The sequence below is a fragment of the Saccharomonospora sp. NPDC046836 genome (assembly GCF_040645195.1).
Lineage (GTDB): Bacteria > Actinomycetota > Actinomycetes > Mycobacteriales > Pseudonocardiaceae > Prauserella_A.
In genome coordinates, this window is sequence record NZ_JBEYXW010000008.1 from 92,840 (window position 1) to 115,494 (window position 22,655).

Genomic DNA, 22,655 nt, shown 5'->3' on the forward strand with positions numbered 1-22,655 from the left:
AACATCCGCACAGGGCTCCTGTTTTTGGTAGGAATGGACCAGTGACCGGCACTCTTCGGCACACCCGGGCGCACAGCTGGGTCCGCCGGGCGTTCTTCGGCACCGGCCTCGTGGTGCTGCTCATCGTCGGCGGGACCGCCTTCCGGGTGTGGCACGTTGCCAGGGCGGACGAGCGGCCGCAGGTCGACGCGATCGTGGTGCTCGGAGCCGCCCAGTACAACGGCACCCCGTCCAGGATTTTCGCGGCCCGGCTCGCCCATGCCAGGGACCTCCTCGCGGAGGGCGTCGCCACCCACATCGTGACCTCCGGCGGCAAGGGCAGGGGCGACGTCTTCAGCGAGGCCGCGGCCGGGGCGAGCTGGCTGGCGGCAAACGGGGTGCCGGAGGAGAACGTCATCGCCGTCGGTGCGGGCAATGACACCCTCGGCTCGCTGCGTGCGGTGGCCGGGGAGCTGGGCGCCCGGGGCTGGAGCACCGCCGTGATCGTGAGCGATCCATGGCACTCGCTGCGGGCAAGGACGATGGCCGAGGACGTCGGCTTCCGCGCCTGGACGTCGCCGACCCACACGGGACCGATCGTGCAGACTCGCGAGACGCAGGCCCGCTACATCGTCAGGGAGACCGGCGCGCTGTTGTACTACCGGTTGTCGAAAAACCCGGCCGACAACATCGGCGGCACGGGCTTGCCCTAGCGCATACAGTGGCGCGATGGACGCCGTGTACACCGAGCACGATCGCGAGCGACGGCAGCCCGAGCCGCCCAAGCGTGCCGCGCTGCCCGGTGCCCGCGGGGACGGGCGAACACCGTTCGCCAGGGACCGGGCCCGGGTGCTGCACTCGGCCGCGCTGCGCAGGCTCGCCGGTAAGACACAAGTCGTGGGCCCGGGGGAAGGCGCGGAGGTCAGCGGCGTACCGCGTACCCGCCTCACCCACTCGCTCGAGGTCGCCCAGATCGGCCGCGGGATCGCCGAGGAGCTCGGCGCCGATCCCGATCTGGTGGACACGGCCGGTCTCGCCCACGACATCGGCCACCCGCCGTTCGGGCACAACGGTGAGCAGGCACTCGACGAGGCGGCGCGGCCGTGCGGCGGCTTCGAGGGCAACGCCCAGACGCTACGCATCCTCACCCGGCTGGAGCCGAAGGTGCTGGGAGATGGTGACGCGGCCTTCGGGCTGAACCTCACGCGTGCGTGTCTCGACGCGGCGACCAAGTACCCGTGGCCGCGCCGCTCGGGGGTGACGAAGTTCGGCGTCTACCCCGACGACCTCGACGTCTTCGCCTGGATGCGTACCGGCGCACCGGAGGGGCGCACCTGCATCGAGGCGCAGATCATGGACTGGGCCGACGACGTCGCGTACTCGGTGCACGATGTGGAGGACGGCGTCCTCGCCGGCCGGATCTCGCTGGGCGTGCTCGGCGATCCGGACGAGCGCGCCGCGGTGGCCGAGCTGGCCGCGCGGCACTTCATCACCAGCTCGGTGTCCACTGTGGAAAGTGCGGCGAAGGAACTGCTGAACCTGCCGGTGGTGGCGGAGCTGGCGGGGTCGGGATACGACTCGTCGCTGGCGGCTCAGGTCGCGCTGAAACGGCTCACCAGCGAACTGGTGGGCCGTTTCGCCTCCGCTGCCGTGACCGGCACCCGTGCCGCGCACGGCGAGGGCCCAGTGCGCCGTTACGACGCCGCGCTGGCCGTGCCGGAGCAGGTCGGCGCGGAGGTGGCGCTGCTGAAGGCACTCGCACTGCGGTACGTCATGAGCGACCGCAGGCGCCTGGTGATGCAGGAGGGACAACGCCAGCTGCTCGCCGAGCTCGTCGAGGTCGTGGCACGGCAGGCACCGGAGTCGTTGGACCCGATCTTCCAGTCCGCCTGGCACGCGGCCGGCGACGACAGGGAACGGCTCCGGGTGGTGATCGACCAGGTCGCCTCGCTCACCGACGCGCAGGCCTACGCCTGGCATGCGTGGCACACGGGGCGGCACAGCTAGCGAGCGAGGAAGGCGGTAACGTCGGAGAATGCCTGTCAGCGCCTCAGAACGGGCCCACCTGCGGTTCGCCCTCGCGGTGCATCGCACCGTCGCCGGTACCGGCGACTCCTGCTTTTCGCCGTACTCCGCAGCCAGCGCGCTCGGGCTGGTGACGACGGCGGCGCGTGGCGCCACGGCGGAGGAGACCGCCGCACTCCTCGCGGGCGAGCAGGAGGACGTGCAGGCACAGGCCGACCTGCTGAGCAAGGCCGCCGTTCTGGAGGCGCGCACGGGCCAGGAGGAGCCGGTTCTCGCCGTCTCGAACACGCTGTGGGCCTGGGACGCCCTGCCGCTCAAACAGGAGTTCGTCGACGAGCTCGCCGGCTGGCCGTCCGGTGGGGTCGCGCTGGCGCCGTTCGTCGAGGACCCCGAGGGCGCACGTGCCGCGATCAACGCCGACGTCGCGGTCACGACCAGGGAGCTGATCCCCGAGCTGCTGCCGCCGGGAACGCTCGACGAGGACACCGTCGCGAGCCTCGTCAACGCCCTGTACCTGCGGGTCGGCTGGACGTTCCCGTTCCGGGGCGCCGCGACCGAGGAAGCGGACTTCCACACGCCGTCGGGACCGGTCGGTGTCGCCATGATGCGCCAGTCGGAGCGGCTCGGCTATGCCCGGCAGGGCGGGTGGGAGCTGGTGTCGCTGCCTGCCGTCGGGGGAGTCGAGGCGGTGGTGTTGCTGCCGGAGCGGCGACTCGCCGAACACGAGTCCACCTTGGACGAACAACTGCTGGCGGAGCTGTTGGCGGCGCGTCGGGACACGATGGTCGACCTGGCGCTGCCCAGGTTGGCGCTCGACGTCCGCACCCAGCTCAAGCCTGCTCTGCAGGCGCTGGGCGTGCGCACCATGTTCACCCCGGCCGCGGATTTCGGCGGCCTCACCGAGGACCCCCGCCTGCAGGTGTCGGACGTGCTGCACGAGGCGGTGCTGCGGCTCGACGAGTCCGGCCTCGAGGGCGCTGCCGCGACAGCGGTGACCATGCGGCTGGTGGCGATGCCGGCCGGTAAGCCGGTGACGGTCGAGGTGAACCGGCCGTTCCTGCTGCTCGTGCGCCACAGTGGGACCGGGGCGGTCTACTTCCTCGCCAGGATCGTCACCCCGTGACGGCCACCGCCGAGGTGCGGCCCCAGGCCGCACCGGATCGACGTGTGCCCCGGATCGCCCCACAACACCTCGCCGACGCCGCGGTCATGGCAGGCTTCCTGGTCGTCGCGTTCCTCATCTACCGTCCACTGTGGATGAACCTGGGCAGTGGTTACCTGACGAGCAGTGGCCAGGACCAGAACATGTGGGAGTGGTTCTTCGCGGTCACCGCGCGTTCCGTGCTGACACTGGACAACCCGCTGTTCAGCGACCTGCAGAACTACCCGCTCGGCGTGAACCTGATGGCCAACACGGTCATGCTCGGCCTCGGCGTGCCGCTCACACCGGTCACCGTCGTCTTCGGGCCGACCGTGACCTGGGCCCTCGTGCTCACCGGTGGGCTCGCCGGCACCGCGGCCGCCTGGTACTGGGTGCTTTCCCGGCACCTCGTGGCGACGCGCATCGGCGCCGCCATCGGGGCCGCGTTCTGTGCGTTCGCGCCGTCGATCATCTCCCACGCCAACGCGCACCCGAACTTCGTGGCGTTGTTCGTGTTGCCGTTCATCGTCCTGCAGTTGCTGCGGCTCGTGCGCGGCGAACGCGTGGTGCGAAACGGTGTGCTGCTCGGCCTGCTGGTCGCCTACCAGGTCTTTCTCGGTGAGGAGCCGCTGCTCATCGCGGCGACCACGATGCTCGTGTTCGCCATCACCTACGCACTGTCGCGCCCGGAGGAGGCGCTGGCGATGGTGCGCCCGCTGGGCACCGGGATCGCCGTGGGAGCCGGGGTCGCGCTGGTGCTGGTGGCGTTCCCACTGTGGTGGCAGTTCGCGGGCCCGCAGAGCTACGCCGGTCTCGAACACGGCCTGAAGGGCAACGACGCCGCCGCGTTCACCTCGTTCGCCACGGAGTCGGTCGCCGGTGACCCCGAGGCGGCCAGGGAACTCTCCATGAACCGGACCGAGGAGAACGCCTTCTTCGGCTGGCCGCTGGTGGTGCTGCTCACCGGCGTGAGCATCGCGCTGTGGCGGGTCGTGTCGGCGAGGGCGCTCGCGGTGGCGATGTTCGTGCTGGCCTGGATCTCCATGGGTGTCGTCCTCGTCGTCAACGGCGCCGGGACAGCGATTCCCGGACCATGGCTGCTGTTGTTCGACCTGCCGCTCTACGACTCCGTGCTGGAGTCGCGGTTCGCGATGGGCAGCGTGCCCGTCGCCGGGATCCTGCTGGCGATGGCGACCGAGCGGGTGCTGCGCTACCGCGCTCCCGACGAATGGCGCTACACCGCACGGATCGCCTGGTTCAGCGCACTGACGTTCGCGCTCGTCCCCATCGCGCCCACCGAGCTGCGGGTGCACGAGCGCGAACCGACGCCCGAGTTCTTCACCGCGGGAACGTGGCGGAACTTCGTGGAGCCCGGCGGTTCGGTGGTGGTGGTCCCGTTACCCGACACCGGCGATGCGAAGGCGTTGCGCTGGCAGATCGATGCCGGGCTCGGCTTCCCGCTCGCCGAGGGCTATTTCGTCGGGCCCTACACCGATGGGCGCGGCGCCTACGGTGCGGTCCGCAGACCCATGTCGAGTCTGCTCGAGGACATCGCCGACACCGGAACAGTGCCGGCCATCGCCGCCGGCGGGACGGCGCAGGCGATCGCCGACCTGCGGTACTGGGAGGCCGACGTGGTCGTGCTGCCTGCCGACGCCGGCGAGGTCGACGCGTTGCGCTACACGATCGAACAGCTGCTCGGCGAGCACGGCCGGCTCGTCGACGGCGTGTGGTTGTGGGACGTCCGCGTGCTCACCCCTGGCTGAGCTGCCGGACGATCCTGGCCAGCTTCTCGGGGTTGGCCTGGTCGTAGATCGCGACGATCAGCCCGTCGCGCACGGTCATGGTCTGGACGTGTGCGTCGAGGTCGCGGTAGCCCTCGCCGCCCGGCGCAGCGGGCACGTACATTCCGAGGTCGCCGTTGACGAGCACCGGCTGGGCGGTCAGGAACGCGCCGGGCCGGTAGGTGGTCAGCAGTCCCTGGAAGAAGCGGGTGATCTTCTCGGCGCCGACCATGGTCCGGCGCGTGGTCCTGGCGCGGCCGTCCGAGTCGCCGACGAACACCACGTCCGGGTGCAGCACCTCGGCGACGGCCCGCACGTCGCCGCTGGCCACCGCGGCCATGAAGCGCTCGAGTACCTCGCGCTGGTCGTCCAGGCTCGCCCGTGACGGCGGGTCCGCGGCCGCGACGGCACGCCTGCCGCGTGACGCGTGCTGCCGGGCCGTGTCGGCCGAGCAGCCAAGAATCTCGCCGATCTCGGCGAACGGGACGGCGAACGCGTCGTGCAGCACGAACGCCACCCGCTGCTCGGGCGACAGTGTGTCCAGCACCACCATCGCGGCCATGCGCACGCCGTCCTCACGCACCACCGCGTCCAGCGGGTCCTCGCCGGGCTGCCCGCCGAGCGGGGTGATGATCGGCTCCGGCAGCCAGTCCCCGACGTACTGTTCGCGGCGCGCCGTCGCTGAGCGGAGCCGGTCGAGGCAGATGCGCCCGACGACCGTGGTCAGCCAGGCACGCAGCTCCTGGATGGCGTCGCGTTTGGCGGCGGGCAGCGTGCGCAGGCGCACCCACGCCTCCTGCACGGCGTCCTCGGAGTCGGCGAGTGATCCGGTGAGCCGGTAGGCCACCGCGATCAGGTGGGACCGCTGCGCAGAGAACTGCTCGGTCAGGGCGTTCTGCACCGGAGCCATTGGGTGAGTATGGCCGAAGCGCGTGGGTGCCTGTGGCCTAGAGTGGTGCCGTGGCGGGAAGGATCCGGGAAAGCGACATCGCGCAGGTCCGCGAGCGCAGTCGGATCGACGAGGTCGTCGGCGAGTACGTGGCGTTGCGCCGGGCCGGTGGTGGCGCGCTGAAGGGGTTGTGCCCGTTCCACGAGGAGAAGACGCCGTCGTTCAACGTGCGGCCCACTCACGGCACCTTCCACTGCTTCGGCTGCGGCGAGGGCGGCGACGTCATCAAGTTCGTGATGCAGATCGAGCATCTCGGCTTCGTGGAGTCGGTGGAGCGCCTCGCCGACCAGATCGGGCTGCGGCTGACCTACGAGGGCGGCGGCGCCAGCGTCCGGCGCGACCGCGGGACCCGGCTGCGGCTGGTCGAGGCACACAAGGCCGCGCAGGCGTTCTACGCCGCGCAGCTGGCCACTCCCGAGGCACAGCGTGCGCGGGAGTTCCTCGCCGAGCGCGGTTTCGACCAGACCGCCGCGGCCACGTTCGGGTGCGGTTTCGCGCCGGGCGGCTGGGACAAGCTCACCAAGCACCTGCTCAACAACGGCTTCGAGCTCGCCGAGTTGTACAAGGCGCAGATCGCCAAGGAGGGCAGGCAGGGGCCGATCGACCGGTTCCACCGTCGGCTGGTGTGGCCGATCAAGGACCGCGGTGGCGACGTCGTCGGGTTCGGTGCGCGCCGGCTGTTCGACGACGACCCGATCCAGGCCAAGTACCTCAACACCAGCGAGAGCCCGATCTACAAGAAGTCACAGGTGCTGTTCGGGCTCGACCTGGCCAAGCGCGAGATCGCGCGGCGGCACCAGGTCGTGGTGGTCGAGGGCTACACCGATGTCATGGCCATGCACGAGGCCGGTGTGCCCACAGCGGTGGCGTCGTCCGGTACCGCGTTCGGCGAGGACCACATGCGGGTCCTGCGGCAGCTGATGATGGACGACGACGCCTTCCGCGGTGAGGTGATCTTCACCTTCGACGGTGACGAGGCGGGGCAGAAGGCGGCGCTGAAGGCGTTCGAGGGGGACCAGACCTTCGCCGGCCAGACCTATATCGCGGTCGCCCCGGATGGTATGGACCCTTGCGAGCTGCGGCTCGCCAAGGGCGACACCGCGGTGCGCGACCTCGTGGCGCGCCGCATCCCCCTGTTCGAGTTCGCGATCCGCAGCCTGCTCGCCGAGTACGACCTCGATTCGGTGGACGGCCAGGTCGCCGCCCTGCAGCGGACCGTGCCGCTCGTCGCGCAGATCAAGGACCGCGCCAAGCGGGACGGCTACGCCACGAAGCTGGCGTGGTGGGTCGGCTGGCAGGACGAGGCCATGGTGGTGCGCCGGGTCAGGGCGAGCTCCGGGATGCCGGTGAAACTCGCCAACGGCGGCAGGCCCGCACGCAACGGGGCGGCGCCCGAACGCGGCCCCGACGTGGAACGGCCCGATCCCCGCCATCCCGGGCTGCTCGCCCAGCGTGAGGTGCTCAAGGCCGCGTTGCAGGAGCCGGCACTCGCCGGGCCCGCCTACGACGCCCTGCCCGAGGATGCGTTCACGCATCCCGCGTACGTCGCCGTGCACCGGGCCGTGCTCGGTGCAGGCGGCACCGGTTCGGGGTTGTCCGGTCCGGCGCTGATCGATGCGGCGAACCAGCACGCTCCACAAGGGACGATCGACTCGTTGCTGTCCGAGCTGGCGGTGGAACCCATGCAGGCCAAGGGAGAAGTCGACATCCGGCATGTCGCCGGGATGCTGGCGGCCGTGCAGGAGAACCTGGTGGGCCGCCAGATCGGTGAGCTGAAGTCGAAGCTGCAGCGGCTTTCGCCGGTCGATGCGGCCGACGAGTACCGCGCGCTGTTCGGCGACCTCGTTGCGCTGGAGCAGTACCGCAAGGCACTGCGTGAGCAGGCTGCCGCCGGGTTCGACTCATGAGCTGGCTGCGCCGGATCTTCGGGGAGCCGTTGCCGGAGGAGCTACGTGGCGTGCTCGCCGAGGACGAGCACGTGCTCGGCGCCGCCGCGACCAGCACGGGCGGGCACGTGGCCGTCACCGCGCTCGGCCTGTGGCTGCCTGAGGCGGCGGGTGCGCGGCGGGTCGGCTGGCATCTGATCAGCAAGGCCGTGTGGCAGGGCGACACGCTGACCGTCACCGAGGCCGAGGAGGAAGGGTACGCGGGCAGGGCGGTCGTACTGGCCGACCGCCCGCCGGTGCGCTACGTGCTGCCGAGGCCCGGCAAGGTGCCGTTGCTGGTGCGTCAGCGGGTGGAGGACGCCATTCGCGCCCGGTACCGCAAGGACCTGCCGGAGGGGGGCGCGTGGTTCCTGATCCGCAAGGTTCCCGGCACCGACGGCGTGGTGCTGCAGGTGCGCCCGGACCCCGGCGCCGACCGCGAGCTCGTGGCGAGCATGGCCGAGGAGGCCGCCGACAAGCTGGCCGGTGGATCGCCATAGCAGTACGCTCGTACTGGGAGGCGATATGTGGGATCCAGCGAAGTACCTCGACTACGGCGACCTACGCGCCCGGCCGTTTTTCGAGCTCGTGGCGCGGATCAGCGCCGGGGAGCCGCGGCGGGTGGTGGACCTCGGCTGCGGGCCCGGCAACCTGACGGGCACGCTGGCCCGGCGCTGGCCGCAGGCAACGCTGGAGGCGATCGACAGCTCAGCCGACATGGTGGCGGCGGCGCGGGAGGCAGGCGTGCCCGCACGGGTCGCTGACGTGCGTGAGTGGTCGCCGGGGCGGGACACCGACGTGGTGGTGTCCAACGCCGTGTTGCAGTGGGTGCCCGAGCACCGGCACCTGCTCCGCCGCTGGGTCGGCGAGCTTCCCGCGGGTGCGTGGCTGGCCATGCAGGTGCCGGGCAACATGGACGCCCCGTCACACACGCTGACCAGGCGGCTCGCGGCGAGCCCTGGCTGGGCGCCGAGGCTGGCCGGTGCGGTGCTGCGGGAGGACGACGTCGGCACCCCGCAGGAGTACGCCGAGCTTCTCGCGGATCTGGGTTGCCAGGTCAATGCCTGGGAGACGACCTATGTTCAGCGCCTCACCGGTTCGCAGGCGGTGCTGGAGTGGCTGACGGGCACCGCGTTGCGCCCGGTCAAGGCTGCCCTCGATGCGGGCGAGTGGGAGGCCTTCCGCGAGCAGCTGGCGCCTCTGCTCGACAAGGCCTACCCGCCACGACCCGACGGGACGACGTGGTTCCCGTTCCGGCGCGTGTTCGCGGTCGCACGGGTGCCGTAGCTACGCCTGGGTGGCCTTCGGCTCCGGCGCGTACTGCCCGTTCGTGTCGTGTGTGGCACGCTGCCGGTGCACGAACGGCAGCCGGCCGCCGACCTTCTCGCTGACTTTCGCCCTGGCGACACCGGCGGCGCCCTGTACCGCGGGGTGGTCTGCAATCTTGCGGTAGGTGCGCACGATCTGCTCGTACCGGGCACGCCCGGCCCGCGCGCCCAGCACATAGCCCACGGCTGCGCCAAGCAGGAAAGTCTTCATGCTCTCGATGCCTCCCTCGTGCTCCTCGACCTGGGGCTCCATTGTTGCGCAGTCACCCCCGGCCTGCTCGGATCGTGCGGGCCGGGGGTGGTTTCGGGCGTTGATCGGGCATGGTCTACAGTGTGTATCCGTTGGCCGGAGCGATCCGGTCGGCGAACAGCGTTCCCCTGTAGCTCAACTGGCAGAGCATTCGGCTGTTAACCGAAGGGTTGTTGGTTCGAGTCCAACCGGGGGAGCAGGGCAACAAGGCCTCCAAATTCATTTGGGGGCCTTGTTTGCATTCACGGTTGACATCAGTTGTCGTCGGCTAGCCGGTTCATTCGCTCGGCCATCTTCCGCAACGACACAGGCGACTTGCTGATGATCGAGCGCACCGACAACGGACTCTGGGCCATCCCAGGCGGCGCCCAGGACATCGGGGAAACCATCACCGACGCGGTTGTCCGCGAGGTGTGCGAGGAAACCGGCATCGAGGTCGAGGTGACCGGCCTCTCCGGCATCTACACCGACCCCCGCCACGTCATCGCCTATGACGACGGCGAAGTCCGCCAGGAGTTCTCCATCGACTTCCACGCCCGCCCCATCGGTGGCGAGGTCCGGACCAGCAACGAGTCCCGGCAAGTCCACTGGGTACCGCCTGACAAGCTCGACGATCTCACCATTCACCCATCCATGCGGCTACGCATCCAACACGGCTTAGAGGACCGCATACAGCCGTATCTCGGCTAGCAATCGTCGTTCATCGCCGCGACCGTTACGCGGTCGTCAAGTGGTGAAACCGCGCCACAGCCTGGGCATTCCACCTCGCCGGACAGGTGCCTGAAGGTTAGAGGCGAGGGCGTGTTCGTTGACGCTGACGGCCAGCTCGTGGAGTCGTCGGCCGAGGCGCCGTAGGTCCACTGGAGGCGAGGGTCGGAGGGGACAGCGCTCGCCGCTGGGGTTTTCGGAGAAGGATCCGTCAGCGTCACTGATCGTGACGAGTAGTCCGAGTCCGCAAACACGACAGCTGATCTCGTACTCGCCGTGGACCAGCCGGTCGAGTTCGCGGCCCCACACCGGTACGCCCTCCAGCGCCAAGTACGCCTGCAGTCGGTAGACATATCCCTCGCCTGGATGGTGGAGCAGTTCTTCGGCGGCGCTCTGCAGGCCGGTGATTTCGGCCGCGTAGCGTTGCTTGATGGGGCCAGCCTGGTCAGGGGTGGACGCGACGATCGCTCCGGCCAGCAGGACCGCATGTTCCCTCTGACTGTCGTCCTCTCCCCGGGCAACACCTGCCAGCCATGGGAACGCAGCGAAGCTGGCGGAGTAGGTGCTGCCTTGGTGGCACAGCCGCGACCACAGCTCTCCCCACAGCTCGCCGGTTGGTTCCGTCTCCAGACGGTCGAGTAAGGCCGGAAGGTCCTCTGCTGAGCCGTAGGCGTGGTTGAGAGCGGCCCAGTTCGTCACTCGACGATCCAAGCAGAGGCGCGCGGCAAAGAGTCAACCTGCCCGGGGCCCATTGGCCTGAACCACCGCTCCGTCACAGCTGGGCGGACAGCCGTTGCTCGGTGCGCTCGACGGCTGCCAGCAGCTCCGGAGACGCGCCGGTGATGAACCGCGTGACCAGGTCGTCCGGGCCGTAGCGTTGCTTGATCTCGGCAATGCGCTGGTCCGCACGGACGGTCTCGCCATCAGGCGAAGTGGTCAGGTCGCAGTACCACAGTGCATCGCGGATGGGGCCGCCCTCATCGCGGTAGCCGGCCATGTGCTGACTCAGCCTCCGCAGCTCCGCTTCGTAGATAGCGCAAGAGTGGTGCGCCACTAGGTGCACCAGCCGATCCGGCGCCCCGATGCTGGTCAGGTAGGCCGCGCCGTCGATTGGGTGGAACCCCGTGCTAACCAGGTCCGGGGCGTAGCCGACATCGTGCAGTACCCCCGCGGCTTCCAGCAGCTCAGCATCCGCACCAGTAACGGCCCGCAGGGTCCGGGCCTGCCGCGCGACTCCCTGCACGTGCGCCCAGCGACGCGGCAACGGGGCGGCCAGCTTGCCCTCGGCCACGTCGTTGCCCAATCGACCAGCGCCATCGCGCCAACCTACCGAACCAGCGCCGTTCACGCGTCGGGCAGTTCGAAGGCAGCCTCAACCGCTGTCTCGACTCCGGTGACGTCGATACCCGCCTCGCCGGCTTCGCAGGTACCGAGTTCGAGCAGGTGACGCGCTCGCCGCCGTAGCACCGGCAAGACCGCATCGTCGCCATCGTCTTTGCGCTCGTAGAGCCGACCAACGTCCGCATCCACCGCACGGTCGATGCGGCGCAACATGGCATCCGGGTCATCGGTCGGAACGGCCAGTTCATCCCCTGGCTGGCTACTCAGACGGGCCAGTGTCTGGAGGCTGGTCAAGACTCGCTCGAGCACCCCGGCGAGATCCCGCAGATCATCGACCACGGTCGGGCCTGAACCGTTCGGCGAGGCTGGGACCTGCGCCACTGGCAGACCTGTCCGCTCAACCACAGAGCAGGCGTGCTCCAGCAAGTGGGCACCGAGCTGGCGCAGAGAGTGCGCGAGCCGATCGTCACCGGCCTCCCACCGCTCGAACAAGTCGGCGATCTCGGACCGGATGGCACCATCCAGCCGCCGCATTGCCGACGCCAGATCGACGTCGGCCGGAAGACGCAGCGAACGGACGTGCGTTGCCCACTTGCGTTCTTGCTCGGTGAAGCTCTCCTTCGCAGGCAGCGCCTCGCGTGGGTACCGCGCCGCGTACAGCATCACCTCAGCCTTGCCTACGTCGTCGTCGGCCAACGCCGACGCGATCTCCGCACACTGCTCCTCCGTCAGCACCACGGGCTCCTCACGCTCACTCCCAATCACGACACATCGCCACCTACGAGCACGGTGAGGCCGTGACCAGCAGAGTTCCGCGTACTCATGTCCATCCCTTCGTCCACCGTCAACTGGCGACAACGTGGAGCGGCCCGAGACCCGGGCAACACCAGGAAGACACGAGCCGCACCCACGATCACGTGCGGGGGACAAGCCCCACCGGCTCATGACAGGGATCGGAACCGCCCGGCACAGGCGGCAACAACCGATCCACCGGCGGCCCTCCGGTACCACCTCAACCAGCAGCTTCGGCACCAAGGGCACACCGCCACAGTATCCGATTTTGGGATACTCGCAAGCGCTGCGGTCGGCTTGCCCAGTGGAGAAGTCGATCTACTCGGCCGAATACCAGCGCCTCTGCCAGCTCCTCCGCGAGGCGCGCCACGAAGCAGGCCTCACCCAAGTCCAAGTCGCCGAGCGACTCGGCGTACCCCAGTCCTTCGTCAGCAAGTACGAAACCGGGGAACGACGACTGGACGTGATTGAGCTACGGCACGTCGCACAGGCACTCGCGCTATCGCTAAGCACAATCGTCTCCCGCCTCGGTCTAGAACCGTCGGACGATCACTAAGCCTTGCCGGTGCTTCAGGAGGCGGGTACGGCGTCTCGTGTCCATCGACGATCTCAAAGCCAGTCCGTTGTCGGCGCGTTGCACGTCACAGATAGATCTCGATCCGACGCCCGCTAGGCGGAGTCGCTAACGTTCAGTCACCACCAGTCGACTCGATGAGGTGATCTAGTGCCGGGAAGGAGTTGGATCGTTGAAGGCACGTGTGCATGAGCTCGCGCGAGAGTTGGGTGTCACTTCAAGGACTGTCTTGACTCGCTTGCAGGAGCAGGGCGTCTCTGTGAGGAGCGCATCTAGCACCGTCGATGCAGGGGTCGCCAGACGGCTGCGGGATTCCTTTGGCCACTCTGAAGTTGCCCTCCAAGCTGGAGCCTCTACAGCTCGCCAGTCGAGCTGGCGAGCCGGTGCCATCAGGCACCGCCGTCGAGTCTCGATTTGGTCCAACGGATCAGTAATCTTAAACGTGCCTTTTCAATCGCCCACGAGCACGACCGATTACTTCAAGCGGTCGGATCTGCAATCGTATACGCGGCGCCTTGTAGAATAGCTGGATTTGACGAGTGCCATGTTGCAATGGTCCGATTTAGTGGAGCTATTGAGTCCGCGTTCGGGTTGACTCGCGAGGTAATGTCATTTTATTCACCTCATCCGGATCTGCAAATAAGAACATTTCGGGCGGCGAAGCAAGCATTGCGCGAGATGCCTCGAGAGATTACGCCCGATCTAGTGTTCTTCTGGAGCTCGGATCAACGCCTACGTGTCAAGCTAGATGATTGGAACTCAGGCGCTTTCCTTGCGATACCCCTGAATATCACCGACGACGACGGGCCGGTAGGGTTCGTTTCTCGTCTCCGGGACTATATATTCGCTCGGGACCTGTTCTATGAAACAACGCCCGTTCGAGGTGACAGCTTCTTTGGTCGTAAGCAGCTTTTGCAAAATCTAAAAGATGATATCGAACAACGTCGTGTAAGTGGACTGTTTGGCTTGCGCAAGGCGGGAAAACAAGTGTACTTGCCGAACTGAAAGACGTTCTCTCTAGCGAACATACAATTCTTATTCTACGCGATCTAGAGAGCCTTCCGTCCCCTCCGGCGGATCCTGTTCCGGACCTCCTAATGGATCTAATTGACGATATCACGGCAGAATTGCGTTCGCGCAGTTTCGGCACGATAGATCTACAGCGAGTAACGCAAAATAAGTCAATATCTGAGTTCAAGCGTGGTTTGCAGCGGGTTCTTCGAAAACTGGCCGCCTCTGATGTGTCGCTTGTCATCATGTTCGACGAGATCGAATACCTAACACCTTCGGACAGAATCGATATCGCCGAAGGTGATATGGCTTCGATTGCGCAATTGCTCGGTACGCTGCGAAGCCTGGTCCAGGAGAATGAAAACTTCACTTTCCTCCTTTCTGGTCTAACAAGCGCAATTGTTGAGAGTGGGCGACTATATGCTCGCCCGAATCCACTCTTTTCCTGGGCTAAGGCGCATTTTCTAGCACCATTCGAACGGAGCGAGGCGGACGAGTTAGCTCAGTCCGTCGGCAGTAAAATGGGGATCACAATTGAAGATGACTCCCTCGAAGCGCTATTTGACGCGTCCGGTGGGCACGCGTTTCTGTACAGGCACCTGGCCTCGACCGTTGTTAAAGACTTACCGGTAGATGTATTTCATAGAAAAATGTCGCGGCCGAACGTCCTCCGGGCTATTGAAAAGTGGCGCGGCTTAGCGGCTGGCAATATGCGTGAGATGCTCGATCATATAAAGCGGTACTATCCGGATGAATCTTACCTCCTGGAAATACTGCGTGAAGACCCTGCGGTGTTCGCCTCAATTGCTCAGGAAGAACCCCAAGCCGTAGGTCATTTAACCAATCTTGGCCTGGTACGCCAGGTAGGCCGCAAGTATGAGTTAACGCCAGTGTTGGAGTTGTTGTGACCGACATGCTGGTGCAGAAAGCGGCAATTAAACGAGCTACTGAGCTGCGCCAAAAAATGAGGCGTAATAGATTGGTATTTGTCCAACTCGGCGCCGTGCACGATGTACTTCGCACATCGATCTTGGAGTCGATGTCTTCAACCATTAAGAGTGCCGTCGAATTCTTGGAAGAGCCTTTCGAGATTGAGTTGATAGAGTCAAGCTCTATCGTGCTGACCGAAATTGAAAAGTTTTCTGATGGAGGCCCGAGAGGAAGTCTGCGACTTGGCGCACTTCGTCAAAAAATAAACGAAGTTCTCGATGACGATATAGACGTATGCATGATATCGCGTACGCCGCGGGCTAGCTTTGGGTCAGTACCCGGAAGTTCAATTATTGAAGACTCGTCAATTTATTGTCTACCGCTATTGGACGATAGCGAGCGCGTCGACGATTACAAGCCCCATCCCGCTGCGGCGCTGCCCTGTTGCGGATTGGGAGGCTGCGAGGATCTCTCTGCTCTGTTTCACGATTCTCTGGCGGAACTCGGGGTAAGCGTGCTGGCGGCGTTGGATCAGGCAATATTCGAAGCGCCGCCCAGGGTAAACTTTTTGGATCGTCTCGATATTAGGGATGTTGAAGCACTTCGGGGTGCGGGGTTAGTTGTCGTCAACAACGAGGGGATTGGCTTCACCGTAGACAACAGAACAAGCGAGTTTCGCGAAGCCGTGGCTGATGTATTGGCAGGCGTTACGACCCCGCAGTCGGATCTTCCGGCGATAATCCAAGGTCTTTGGTCTATTGAAAGGATCATACGACGGTCCCTTAGAGATGCTGCAGTCTCTAATTTTGGTAACAAGTGGCGGGTTCGGGTATTGCATGGCGATCTGCCACAAAAAGTCCTTGAGCGAGCACGCTTGGATGTTCACGTTTCGGCACGATCGGTATCCGAGTTGCGCGATCCGATCGAATGGCTTTCCCTTGGGGAACTGATCGAAGTTGCAAACTCGCACACGTTCGATGGACTGAAGTTCGATCAGATCGCATGGGGAAAGTTCAAAGAAAAGGTAATGCCCATCAGGAATCGTATATCTCACATGCGGCTCATGCGCAAGGGTGACAAGCAGGTCGTTGAGATGTGGCACGCGCTCGTTCACCGTAATTTCTCATGAGTTGATAGTCCTGACTTCCGTCATGGAGACTGAGGTTTTGAACCTCCACGACCGGCGCAATGTTGGCTAGTACTCCAGCCGAGCTTTGTGATTGGGGCTGGTGAGGGGCAACGTGCAGTTCGCGACCAAACCTGCTCTGGCCTCAACCATGATTACGCCGGAGTCGATGTGCCGGGGGTGACGGGCGACGAGGTCGATGGTGCCGACCCCCGGCGGCGCGCGGAGCTGGAGGGCCGCAGCGTCGGCTACATCCTGGCGATCGGATGCGACCGGGGCGTTACCACCGGCCCCGGAACGCTCCCCCGGCGAGTTGGCAACACGGCTACCCAGACACGGGCGTCCTCACCGCAGAACGAGCAGACAGCACGATTCCAGCTCGGCATGCGCTCCGGCTGGGACCTGACACCCGACATCAACGGCGCGATCTTCCTGCGCCACCCTAACCACACGCACCAGCACACTGTCGCCCTCGAGCCGACGCACAGGCCCGCTGTCACGAAGGAGCAGGCGAGGGGCCTCGACGTGTCGTTTCGCGACCCGCGCATTCGGCACACCGAACGCGAATGCTGTCCGACGCCAGGGGGCGGTTCACCGGCGGCCGCGGCCATGAATCCGGCCTCTCCGTCTCGGTTCACCCAAGGAGGGGAAGCCTGCATCCGTTCACGCATTTGGCGGTATGTGGCTTGTTGGGCATGATGCCGGGAGTCAGACTTCCGGCGATCTTGAGGCTCGCCAAGTGGGGGAACGAAATTGGGGGAAAATTGAAATGTGCTCTTACTTTTTGGCGCTAGTTCTACGAGCGTTGCGGACGATCTGGACGCCGTGATTGGCGTCAACTTCGCCCGTGGTCACTCTGTCACGGAATTTTGTATTCGCTGACGTTTGTCCAGACTCCACTTTCAACCCATTTGGGTGTTCATCAGGAATACTGATATCTCCCGTCGACTCGACTGAGCGGGAGACGTATGTGTCAAGAACGGAGCGAAAATGAGAACAAATCGTGTCCGGTCTTGGATGGCAGCAGGACTCACCGCCGCCGGACTGACGGTTGGTCTGATCGCCGCGCCAACCGCTGCGGCAGCGTCAGCCACGACCGTGCCGCAAGCCGTTTCAACGACAGCCGAGGCGCCGATCACCGTCTACGCGCGTAGCGGCTCCAACAACATCAAGGGCGGCTGGAGGATGGGGAACAACCAGTCGGTGTACTCCCCAGACGGCAAGACCCGCCTAACCCTCTTGCGCGGCCTTCTGGAGGTCTGGGTGGATGGGCAACACCGCTGGACCGCGAATCAGAGCTCTGCCGGCCATTACGTCACCTTCCAGAATGACGGCAACCTCGTGGTCTACAGGGACAACGGCGGGGCGGTCTGGTCAAGCAGGACGAGCATCGCGTGCTCCGGCTGGGCTGGCTGCCACCTTGCGATCGAGAACACCGGCAACGTCGCGGTCGAAAACAGCTTGGACTACTACAACTACTGGGAGTCCAACACCGAACGCTAAGCGCAGGAGGGGAGCGGTCGCCAACCTGGAGACCGCTCTCCCCTCTAGTCAGCCTTCGAAAGGACCAACCTCAAGGGATGCTGAGGGGATACCAAACCAGGGCCATTCCGCTGTCACTTCGAACTTCCCGGTCGGCCGAGGCCACAACCACATCGTTTGCCGAGTGTCGAGCCGTGGCCCGTCGATCTTGAAACCGGGCCCGCCCAGGGTCGAAAGGCAGGGCTGCGTTGGCTCGGTTGTTGAGTCGGCAACGTGGTCGAGCGTGCTCGCGGTGCTCTCGTCGGACAGCCGCACCCTAAACCGCAGGGCGGAAGGCGCGGGGTCTTCGTCCGACGCCATGCCTTCGCGTAGTTCCTCGCCCGCGTCGCCCTTCTCGCTCATGGCATTGGCCTCGATCGTGATAGCCAAGCCAGTGGAATACGTATCGACACTGATTATCTTGATTGAGGCGCGGGATGCCTCGGCCAGGTAGCGTTCAATTTGGTGTGAAGATATGGGATTGTCGTCGGCTCCCGGGCCTACCCAAGGAGCGTTTCCCCCGCTGTGTGTCATCCCCCGACCGTAGCACGCGAAACAGCAGGCCGTCCCGAGGCGAAATGCCGCTCGTGTAGTGCGAGTGGGCGCCCGTGCCGTGGACGAGCTCGTGGATCTTGGCGGACAGCCCGCCGCGGGAACGGCCGAGAGCGTGGTCAGGCGGCGACCCCGCCCCGACGAGCTGGCCACGCGGCTACCCAAACACGTGTGGCAATGCTTGTCGGCCTGCCTGGATCAGCACCAGGTCTGCCGCTGGCTCTCGTGGCACCGCTGGACCGTTCTGGCGATGCTCGAATACGCGTTCCTCACCGTCGTTGCAGCGACCGAACGCGCCCGAGGACCGGCATCGACCGACTCGATTCCCTTGATCTGCAACGAAATCCAACACCTGTTCGCCACGCTCGCCATCACGCCGATCAAAGACAGTGCGCATCGACTTGGCGTCTCGGCCTGGCGGCAAATGGCATCAACATCGAGCCCGCCAGGCCCACTACCAGCAGCAATCCACCCGGACAACCATGATCATCACGATCTACGGCTGGAGTACTAGCTGACTGGACGCGGTGAGGACTTTCTGTACGGTTTCAAGCCGCCCTGCCGGGCGGTCGCGCGGGCCGAACTGGCGCGCGGCCGAGCTGGGTCGCTCCGCTTGGCCCGGCCGCGCCGGACGCCGTCGGCCACGCGCGCTGAGCACGGCAGTGCGCATACCGAACAGGAAGAGTGCTCAGCGTCGGCGGCTGCCGGTGGGCACACCATCCCCGCGATGGCCGCATGGTCAAAGCCGGGCCAGACGCTGTCAACCCCGCTTCGCGCCGATCACGCCGGCTGTGGTCGCCTTGCGTCCGCCCAGTCATGATCCGTACTTCGTTCAGTAGGCGTGATCGGTTACAGGGTTGACAGCGCCCGTCCCGGCTGTGGGCGGCTGAGGATCGCGGGAACGGTGGCGCCTGCGTGGCTGCCGGGCAGCTGACCAGGGCGGCAACGGTTGTGGCCCGCCGTGCGGATGACATCCATTTGTGACATCAGCCGGGGTGAACAGCGGTGGACCAGACCGGTCCGACATGGCGGTTCGAGAACCTATCTGCCGTGGTCAGGCCCAGGTCAGGAGAGTGGATCATGTAACTGTTAACCGGAAACGACAAACAGTCGCGGCTGGGTTCGTGGCTCATCGACACCTACAGCGCAGCCTTCACCCCGCTGGTGGCGCACCACCTCACCACTGTGGTCCTTGAGGCCGCCTGGCGCCGCACGATCACCGAACACTGCCAACGCATCCTGCAGGCGGTGGAGGACAGCCCCACCGACGTGCTGGCCAACCTCGTCGCCAGCACCGAGGTCGTCGACGAGGCGTGGCGTCGCTACCGACGTTCCCTTGACGGCGCCACACGCGGCCCCTACCCGCTGCCCGAGGCCGCCTGAGATCCCGACTTGCACGCGCCGGTCACGACGGACACCGTCCGTCTGCGCTCCTGTGGCACCTGCTGCGCGACGGGGCCGGAAGAACCTTGTGCACCAACAACCCCTGCGCGAACGGAGTTCCCACCATGTCCACGTCCACCCTCCCGGCGCGGCAGCCAGCCGCCCCGAGCAGCACCCTGGAGATCGGCACGATGACCGACCCCGCCTGGCACGGCGGGGCCACCCTTCGCGTCACGGCCGCCAGCTCCGGGGCGTGGAAGCGATGAAAGCGATTACCACCGTGCTGCTTGCCGCGACCGTCGGCGACATTGCGCTGATCGGTTCCAGCTACTTCCACATCACCGGGGTTGCCGACCCCACGTATCCAGCCGCAGGCGGCGTGGTCTGGCACGGCTACTGGTGGCGCTCCGACCACGGACACTGGGGCGAGCCGACTGTGTTCCACATGCACGAGGGCAAACCCGTACCGCAACTGCTCACCGCCGCCGAACGCCAGGCGTGTGGATGGGGTGAGCTGCCGTGATTGACCTTGCCCCGGACTCGCCCCTGGCCGAGCGCATCAACCGCGCGATTGCCACCGTCGACAACGCCCAGGAGCAACTGCACATCCTGCGGATGCTTGACGTCGCTCGGATCGCGCGTGAGGCCGTGCCCACCGCCGAGGCGGTTATCGTCGATGACTCCGACTACGGCGTCGATCCCGATGGCCTACGGCTCCACGCGATACTCGACGACAGTGACAAACCACTGTGGACCCGGCGGTCAGCACTGCCGATCACGTCGACCTCGTTCGCCGAGTCGTCCGACGGCACTGACTGGGAATACGTTGTCGTCTCCATCGAGTACGTGCTGAGCCGTTCGCTCGGGGCCGCCCCGCCGCGATCGTGGTGGCAGCCGGAGGGCGAACCCGCGGAGGAAAACCTCTATCGAGCCGAGCTGCCCAGCCGTGACGCCGTCGCCGAGGCACTGGACGAGCAGACCACCCCACCTGACCGCAACTCCGACTCCGCTACCGGCGCCCCGAACGCCCGAGGCCCACTGGCATGTGGCCAGCCCCTCTTGCCACGACGCTGCATCGCAGACTTCAGCAAGGGGCCGGATTCGATCATTGATCCGTGCCTTGCCGCCACGGCGTGGCACGCGAGCGCCTCCAAACTCGACGTAAACGACCTTCGTTTGGCCGCGCTGTCCGATGAGGCCGAGCGCACCGGCAACTTCGCGCCCTACGACGAGCACCGCGGCTACGAGGTCTACGACGCTCTCCGGGAGACGGTCGCCGCGGCCGAGTCTCTACTGGCTTGCTACGGACACCGTGTGCCGAGTCCTGAGTGACATCCGATCGGCCCGGGGCAGTTCCATGCCCCACCTTGTGTGGTCGCGGCCGAGGTGATCAGTACTCGATGCCGGCGAGTCCGCGCCGATCACCCCGGCTGCGACACGTGTCGAGCGATCTGTGAGACGGCGCGCGAGCCGTCGCGGCCGGTGGGGCGACGCAACTCTGCGCCGGCGTCGGGTCGCGCCCACCCGCCACGACGGGTCGGGCACCAACCTACGTAGCGAAGGGGACTACTGCTATGACCACCACAATCGGACCCGCGGCTGCTCCAGAGCTCCCTGAGCCGACGCTCCACCTGAACATCGAGACGGTGTGGGTGTTGCAGCGCGCCCTGGCTGACCAGGTTCGCGATCGCTGGGACGATCACCGCGGGCTGCTGGCCCTCCCGGACAGTCCAGCAGATCTCACCGACAGCGCAGCCGTGCAGGCCTTCTACCGCCAGGATCTCGGCGGCGACCTGCCGCGCAAGGGGCAGCTGTTCGACGTCGGCTACGACATCGCCGAGCACCGCGTCCACGGCGCACCCGGCCGGACCACCGACGACGCGTCCGTGCACGGCGGATGGCCGGCCGACGATCCCGCTCCGCAGATGCTGCCCGGACACCGCAGCGGCGAGCAGTTGCCGTCCGAGCCCCTCGAGGCCCACGACTCGACCGACATCGACCGGGCCAGCCTCAGTCTCCGCCCGACAGGGGGCCGCGGTGACCTGCCCGGCGCTGTTCGAGTTCCAGCACACTGGTCCCACTCCGGTGTGCTGGAGCTACGGCATGGGCGCCGAATCCACCGCCGGCATCATGCGCACCTTGCTCGACCCTGGTTTCCGCCCACCTGAGCTGCTCGACGACCTGTCCAACCTGATCGTGATGACGGCCCAGACAGGTGACGAATAGTCGTCCACTGCCGAACTGGTCAAGCAACACGTGCTTCCGCTGCTACGCCAGTACCAGGTCCGGATGGTCGAGGTGGCCCGCGCGGGCCCGGCACAGCGCGACGGGATCGTGGTCTTGCAGGACACGCGCAACCCCAATCGGATGCACGCCGACCCGGACGAGCACGGCTTTTACGCGCTCAGCGCAGAACACCGCGGCAACGGGGTGCTCCCCCAGCTCGGCGGATCAAGAAAGTGCTCAGCCAAGGCGAAGGGCTGGCCGCTCGATATCTGGCGCGCCCGTGAGGTCGGCTCCCGCCCCTACCCACGCTGTCGGATTCAGTGCCGCCGAGGGCAACCGGATCGTCGGCGACGCCGCAGTCACCCTCGGCGGGCAACGTCAGGCGATCTACCCGATCCACGCCGACGGCATGACCCGCGAAGACTGCCGGGCGTATCTGCACGAGTTGTTCGGCATGTCGGCAATGCTGCTTCTGCGGAGGGAAGACCGGGGGCCGGAGCAACTGGCCCGGTTCCGAGAGCTTCCCGCCGAGGGAGCGCCACATCTGGTCAACGGCGGCCGTGGCGGCCGTCGGACGCTGCCCACCGTTGGGGGCCGAGGCGCGCTGCCGGAACACCCGCCGACCTGTCGGTCATCGGTCAAGAGGCTTCGAGAAGAACCAGCGGGATCTCGCGCGTCGTGCGAGCCTGGTACGCGGCGTACTGGGGAAAGGCCTCGACCGCCCGCCGCCACCACAGTTCCCGCTCCGTCCCCGAAAGGAGCTTGCAGGCGTAGTCCTTTCGCACAGGGCCGTCCTGGAGCTCCACCAGCGGCGACGCCATGATGTTGTGGTACCAGCTGGGGCTGGTGGGTGCTCCGCCGAGCGAGGCCACGACCAGGTACCGCCCGTGGTGCTCCACGCGCATGACAGGGCTCTTTCGGAGCTTGCCCGACCGCTTGCCGACTGTCGTGAGAACGACGATGGGCAGACCGTGCAGGGCGTTGCCTTCGGCCCCGTCGGTGCGCTCGTACAGCTCGACCTGATCCCGAACCGGCCCTCGCGTGCTGGGCTCATACTCTCCGGACAGTGGCATCTGGATTGCTTCCTTCTGTGTTTGATGGCGCGAGAGC

Annotated in this window: 27 protein-coding genes and 1 tRNA gene; 21 read left to right on the plus strand and 7 right to left on the minus strand. The window is 66.2% G+C overall.

The genetic code is table 11. The features are described from left to right. Positions 1-110: 110 nt before the first annotated feature. The 4 genes from ABZ863_RS12640 to ABZ863_RS12655 all read left to right on the plus strand — a co-directional run bounded on the left by ABZ863_RS12640 (position 111) and on the right by ABZ863_RS12655 (position 4,911). Positions 111-692, plus strand: a complete 582-nt coding sequence (locus tag ABZ863_RS12640) for a YdcF family protein (protein ID WP_358534758.1) — start codon at positions 111-113, stop codon at positions 690-692. Positions 693-708: 16 nt separating this feature from the next. After that, positions 709-1,986, plus strand: coding sequence for a deoxyguanosinetriphosphate triphosphohydrolase (locus ABZ863_RS12645; RefSeq protein ID WP_358534568.1), 1,278 nt, complete (start codon positions 709-711; stop codon positions 1,984-1,986). 28 nt (positions 1,987-2,014) lie between these two features. Continuing rightward, on the plus strand, positions 2,015-3,127 hold the full coding sequence (locus ABZ863_RS12650; protein WP_358534570.1) for a serpin family protein: 1,113 nt from the start codon (positions 2,015-2,017) through the stop codon (positions 3,125-3,127). A gap of 86 nt (positions 3,128-3,213) precedes the next feature. Next, positions 3,214-4,911, plus strand: a complete 1,698-nt coding sequence (locus tag ABZ863_RS12655; RefSeq protein ID WP_358534760.1) for a glycosyl transferase — start codon at positions 3,214-3,216, stop codon at positions 4,909-4,911. On the opposite strand, the gene ABZ863_RS12660 is transcribed toward ABZ863_RS12655, so the two are convergent. Then, on the minus strand, positions 4,898-5,839 hold the full coding sequence (locus ABZ863_RS12660) for a sigma-70 family RNA polymerase sigma factor (protein ID WP_358534572.1): 942 nt from the start codon (positions 5,837-5,839) through the stop codon (positions 4,898-4,900). The two genes, ABZ863_RS12655 and ABZ863_RS12660, sit on opposite strands and share 14 nt — an antisense overlap. A 50-nt stretch (positions 5,840-5,889) precedes the next feature. On the opposite strand from ABZ863_RS12660, the gene dnaG reads away from it, so the two are divergent. From dnaG to ABZ863_RS12675, 3 genes are read left to right on the plus strand one after another with little or no spacing between them, the layout of a single operon-like run. Continuing rightward, positions 5,890-7,785, plus strand: coding sequence for a DNA primase (gene dnaG, locus ABZ863_RS12665; RefSeq protein ID WP_358534574.1), 1,896 nt, complete (start codon positions 5,890-5,892; stop codon positions 7,783-7,785). Next, entirely contained in the window at positions 7,782-8,303 is a 522-nt protein-coding gene (locus ABZ863_RS12670) for a hypothetical protein (RefSeq protein ID WP_358534576.1), read from the plus strand. The genes dnaG and ABZ863_RS12670 overlap by 4 nt, the downstream gene beginning before the upstream one ends. Before the next feature lie 25 nt (positions 8,304-8,328). After that, complete coding sequence (locus ABZ863_RS12675) at positions 8,329-9,090, plus strand: trans-aconitate 2-methyltransferase (RefSeq protein WP_358534578.1); 762 nt, start codon at positions 8,329-8,331, stop codon at positions 9,088-9,090. Here the strand turns inward: ABZ863_RS12675 and ABZ863_RS12680 are convergent, their stop codons facing one another. Next, positions 9,091-9,342 (minus strand): hypothetical protein, encoded by a 252-nt coding sequence (locus tag ABZ863_RS12680; RefSeq protein ID WP_358534580.1) that lies wholly within the window; start codon positions 9,340-9,342, stop codon positions 9,091-9,093. Between the two features lie 163 nt (positions 9,343-9,505). On the opposite strand from ABZ863_RS12680, the gene ABZ863_RS12685 reads away from it, so the two are divergent. Further along, positions 9,506-9,578 (plus strand) — tRNA-Asn (locus ABZ863_RS12685). Positions 9,579-9,639: 61 nt separating this feature from the next. Further along, the gene (locus tag ABZ863_RS12690; RefSeq protein ID WP_358534582.1) at positions 9,640-10,071 is read left to right on the plus strand and encodes an NUDIX domain-containing protein; all 432 of its coding nucleotides are present in this window, start codon (positions 9,640-9,642) and stop codon (positions 10,069-10,071) included. Positions 10,072-10,107: 36 nt separating this feature from the next. On the opposite strand, the gene ABZ863_RS12695 is transcribed toward ABZ863_RS12690, so the two are convergent. The 3 genes from ABZ863_RS12695 to ABZ863_RS12705 form a co-directional block, all read right to left on the minus strand. Further along, complete coding sequence (locus ABZ863_RS12695; RefSeq protein WP_358534584.1) at positions 10,108-10,788, minus strand: hypothetical protein; 681 nt, start codon at positions 10,786-10,788, stop codon at positions 10,108-10,110. A 73-nt stretch (positions 10,789-10,861) separates the two neighbouring features. Beyond that, positions 10,862-11,392, minus strand: a complete 531-nt coding sequence (locus tag ABZ863_RS12700; RefSeq protein WP_358534585.1) for an HD domain-containing protein — start codon at positions 11,390-11,392, stop codon at positions 10,862-10,864. A 41-nt stretch (positions 11,393-11,433) separates the two neighbouring features. After that, positions 11,434-12,165, minus strand: coding sequence for a hypothetical protein (locus ABZ863_RS12705; protein ID WP_358534587.1), 732 nt, complete (start codon positions 12,163-12,165; stop codon positions 11,434-11,436). A 208-nt stretch (positions 12,166-12,373) separates the two neighbouring features. On the opposite strand from ABZ863_RS12705, the gene ABZ863_RS12710 reads away from it, so the two are divergent. The 6 genes from ABZ863_RS12710 (at position 12,374) to ABZ863_RS12735 (ending at position 17,366) form a co-directional block, all read left to right on the plus strand. Further along, a complete protein-coding gene (locus tag ABZ863_RS12710) occupies positions 12,374-12,778 on the plus strand; it encodes a helix-turn-helix transcriptional regulator (RefSeq protein WP_358534589.1) in 405 nt (134 codons plus the stop codon). A 202-nt stretch (positions 12,779-12,980) separates the two neighbouring features. After that, positions 12,981-13,322 (plus strand): translation initiation factor IF-2 N-terminal domain-containing protein, encoded by a 342-nt coding sequence (locus ABZ863_RS12715; RefSeq protein ID WP_358534762.1) that lies wholly within the window; start codon positions 12,981-12,983, stop codon positions 13,320-13,322. Positions 13,323-13,501: 179 nt separating this feature from the next. Continuing rightward, positions 13,502-13,801, plus strand: coding sequence for a hypothetical protein (locus ABZ863_RS12720; RefSeq protein ID WP_358534591.1), 300 nt, complete (start codon positions 13,502-13,504; stop codon positions 13,799-13,801). 92 nt (positions 13,802-13,893) lie between these two features. Beyond that, positions 13,894-14,715, plus strand: a complete 822-nt coding sequence (locus tag ABZ863_RS12725) for a hypothetical protein (protein WP_358534593.1) — start codon at positions 13,894-13,896, stop codon at positions 14,713-14,715. Then, on the plus strand, positions 14,712-15,866 hold the full coding sequence (locus ABZ863_RS12730; RefSeq protein WP_358534595.1) for a hypothetical protein: 1,155 nt from the start codon (positions 14,712-14,714) through the stop codon (positions 15,864-15,866). Before ABZ863_RS12725 ends, ABZ863_RS12730 begins: the two co-directional genes overlap by 4 nt. 1,014 nt (positions 15,867-16,880) lie before the next feature. Then, positions 16,881-17,366, plus strand: coding sequence for a hypothetical protein (locus ABZ863_RS12735; RefSeq protein WP_358534597.1), 486 nt, complete (start codon positions 16,881-16,883; stop codon positions 17,364-17,366). Positions 17,367-17,414: 48 nt separating this feature from the next. On the opposite strand, the gene ABZ863_RS12740 is transcribed toward ABZ863_RS12735, so the two are convergent. Beyond that, on the minus strand, positions 17,415-17,918 hold the full coding sequence (locus ABZ863_RS12740; protein WP_358534599.1) for a hypothetical protein: 504 nt from the start codon (positions 17,916-17,918) through the stop codon (positions 17,415-17,417). A 79-nt stretch (positions 17,919-17,997) separates the two neighbouring features. Between ABZ863_RS12740 and ABZ863_RS12745 the strand changes: the two genes are divergently transcribed. From ABZ863_RS12745 to ABZ863_RS12770, 6 genes are all read left to right on the plus strand, one after another. Further along, positions 17,998-18,450: a hypothetical protein gene (locus tag ABZ863_RS12745; RefSeq protein ID WP_358534601.1), complete on the plus strand. Its 453-nt coding sequence runs from the start codon at positions 17,998-18,000 to the stop codon at positions 18,448-18,450. Positions 18,451-19,100: 650 nt separating this feature from the next. Then, a complete protein-coding gene (locus ABZ863_RS12750; protein WP_358534602.1) occupies positions 19,101-19,319 on the plus strand; it encodes a hypothetical protein in 219 nt (72 codons plus the stop codon). Between the two features lie 125 nt (positions 19,320-19,444). After that, entirely contained in the window at positions 19,445-19,585 is a 141-nt protein-coding gene (locus ABZ863_RS12755) for a hypothetical protein (RefSeq protein ID WP_358534604.1), read from the plus strand. Continuing rightward, positions 19,582-19,842 carry a hypothetical protein gene (locus ABZ863_RS12760; RefSeq protein WP_358534606.1) on the plus strand — a complete coding sequence of 87 codons (261 nt, stop codon included), beginning with the start codon at positions 19,582-19,584 and terminating at the stop codon, positions 19,840-19,842. Before ABZ863_RS12755 ends, ABZ863_RS12760 begins: the two co-directional genes overlap by 4 nt. Next, positions 19,839-20,651 (plus strand): hypothetical protein, encoded by an 813-nt coding sequence (locus tag ABZ863_RS12765; protein WP_358534608.1) that lies wholly within the window; start codon positions 19,839-19,841, stop codon positions 20,649-20,651. Before ABZ863_RS12760 ends, ABZ863_RS12765 begins: the two co-directional genes overlap by 4 nt. 242 nt (positions 20,652-20,893) lie before the next feature. Then, positions 20,894-21,487 carry a hypothetical protein gene (locus ABZ863_RS12770; protein ID WP_358534610.1) on the plus strand — a complete coding sequence of 198 codons (594 nt, stop codon included), beginning with the start codon at positions 20,894-20,896 and terminating at the stop codon, positions 21,485-21,487. A 696-nt stretch (positions 21,488-22,183) separates the two neighbouring features. Here ABZ863_RS12770 and ABZ863_RS12775 read toward each other — a convergent pair. After that, positions 22,184-22,618, minus strand: coding sequence for a nitroreductase family deazaflavin-dependent oxidoreductase (locus tag ABZ863_RS12775; protein ID WP_358534612.1), 435 nt, complete (start codon positions 22,616-22,618; stop codon positions 22,184-22,186). Positions 22,619-22,655 lie beyond the last annotated feature (37 nt).

Bases quoted from the DNA above. Each gene is read 5' to 3' on its own strand.
- ABZ863_RS12645 (WP_358534568.1), top strand. From the start codon at position 709: ATGGACGCCGTGTACACCGAGCACGATCGCGAGCGACGGCAGCCCGAG.
- ABZ863_RS12660 (WP_358534572.1), bottom strand. From the start codon at position 5,839: ATGGCTCCGGTGCAGAACGCCCTGACCGAGCAGTTCTCTGCGCAGCGG.
- ABZ863_RS12655 (WP_358534760.1), top strand. From the start codon at position 3,214: ATGGCAGGCTTCCTGGTCGTCGCGTTCCTCATCTACCGTCCACTGTGG.
- ABZ863_RS12760 (WP_358534606.1), top strand. From the start codon at position 19,582: ATGAAAGCGATTACCACCGTGCTGCTTGCCGCGACCGTCGGCGACATT.
- ABZ863_RS12680 (WP_358534580.1), bottom strand. From the start codon at position 9,342: ATGAAGACTTTCCTGCTTGGCGCAGCCGTGGGCTATGTGCTGGGCGCG.
- ABZ863_RS12675 (WP_358534578.1), top strand. From the start codon at position 8,329: ATGTGGGATCCAGCGAAGTACCTCGACTACGGCGACCTACGCGCCCGG.
- ABZ863_RS12735 (WP_358534597.1), top strand. From the start codon at position 16,881: ATGGCAGCAGGACTCACCGCCGCCGGACTGACGGTTGGTCTGATCGCC.
- ABZ863_RS12755 (WP_358534604.1), top strand. From the start codon at position 19,445: ATGTCCACGTCCACCCTCCCGGCGCGGCAGCCAGCCGCCCCGAGCAGC.
- ABZ863_RS12650 (WP_358534570.1), top strand. From the start codon at position 2,015: ATGCCTGTCAGCGCCTCAGAACGGGCCCACCTGCGGTTCGCCCTCGCG.
- ABZ863_RS12710 (WP_358534589.1), top strand. From the start codon at position 12,374: ATGACAGGGATCGGAACCGCCCGGCACAGGCGGCAACAACCGATCCAC.
- ABZ863_RS12775 (WP_358534612.1), bottom strand. From the start codon at position 22,618: ATGCCACTGTCCGGAGAGTATGAGCCCAGCACGCGAGGGCCGGTTCGG.
- ABZ863_RS12740 (WP_358534599.1), bottom strand. From the start codon at position 17,918: ATGACACACAGCGGGGGAAACGCTCCTTGGGTAGGCCCGGGAGCCGAC.
- ABZ863_RS12670 (WP_358534576.1), top strand. From the start codon at position 7,782: ATGAGCTGGCTGCGCCGGATCTTCGGGGAGCCGTTGCCGGAGGAGCTA.
- ABZ863_RS12770 (WP_358534610.1), top strand. From the start codon at position 20,894: ATGACCACCACAATCGGACCCGCGGCTGCTCCAGAGCTCCCTGAGCCG.
- ABZ863_RS12725 (WP_358534593.1), top strand. From the start codon at position 13,894: ATGGATCTAATTGACGATATCACGGCAGAATTGCGTTCGCGCAGTTTC.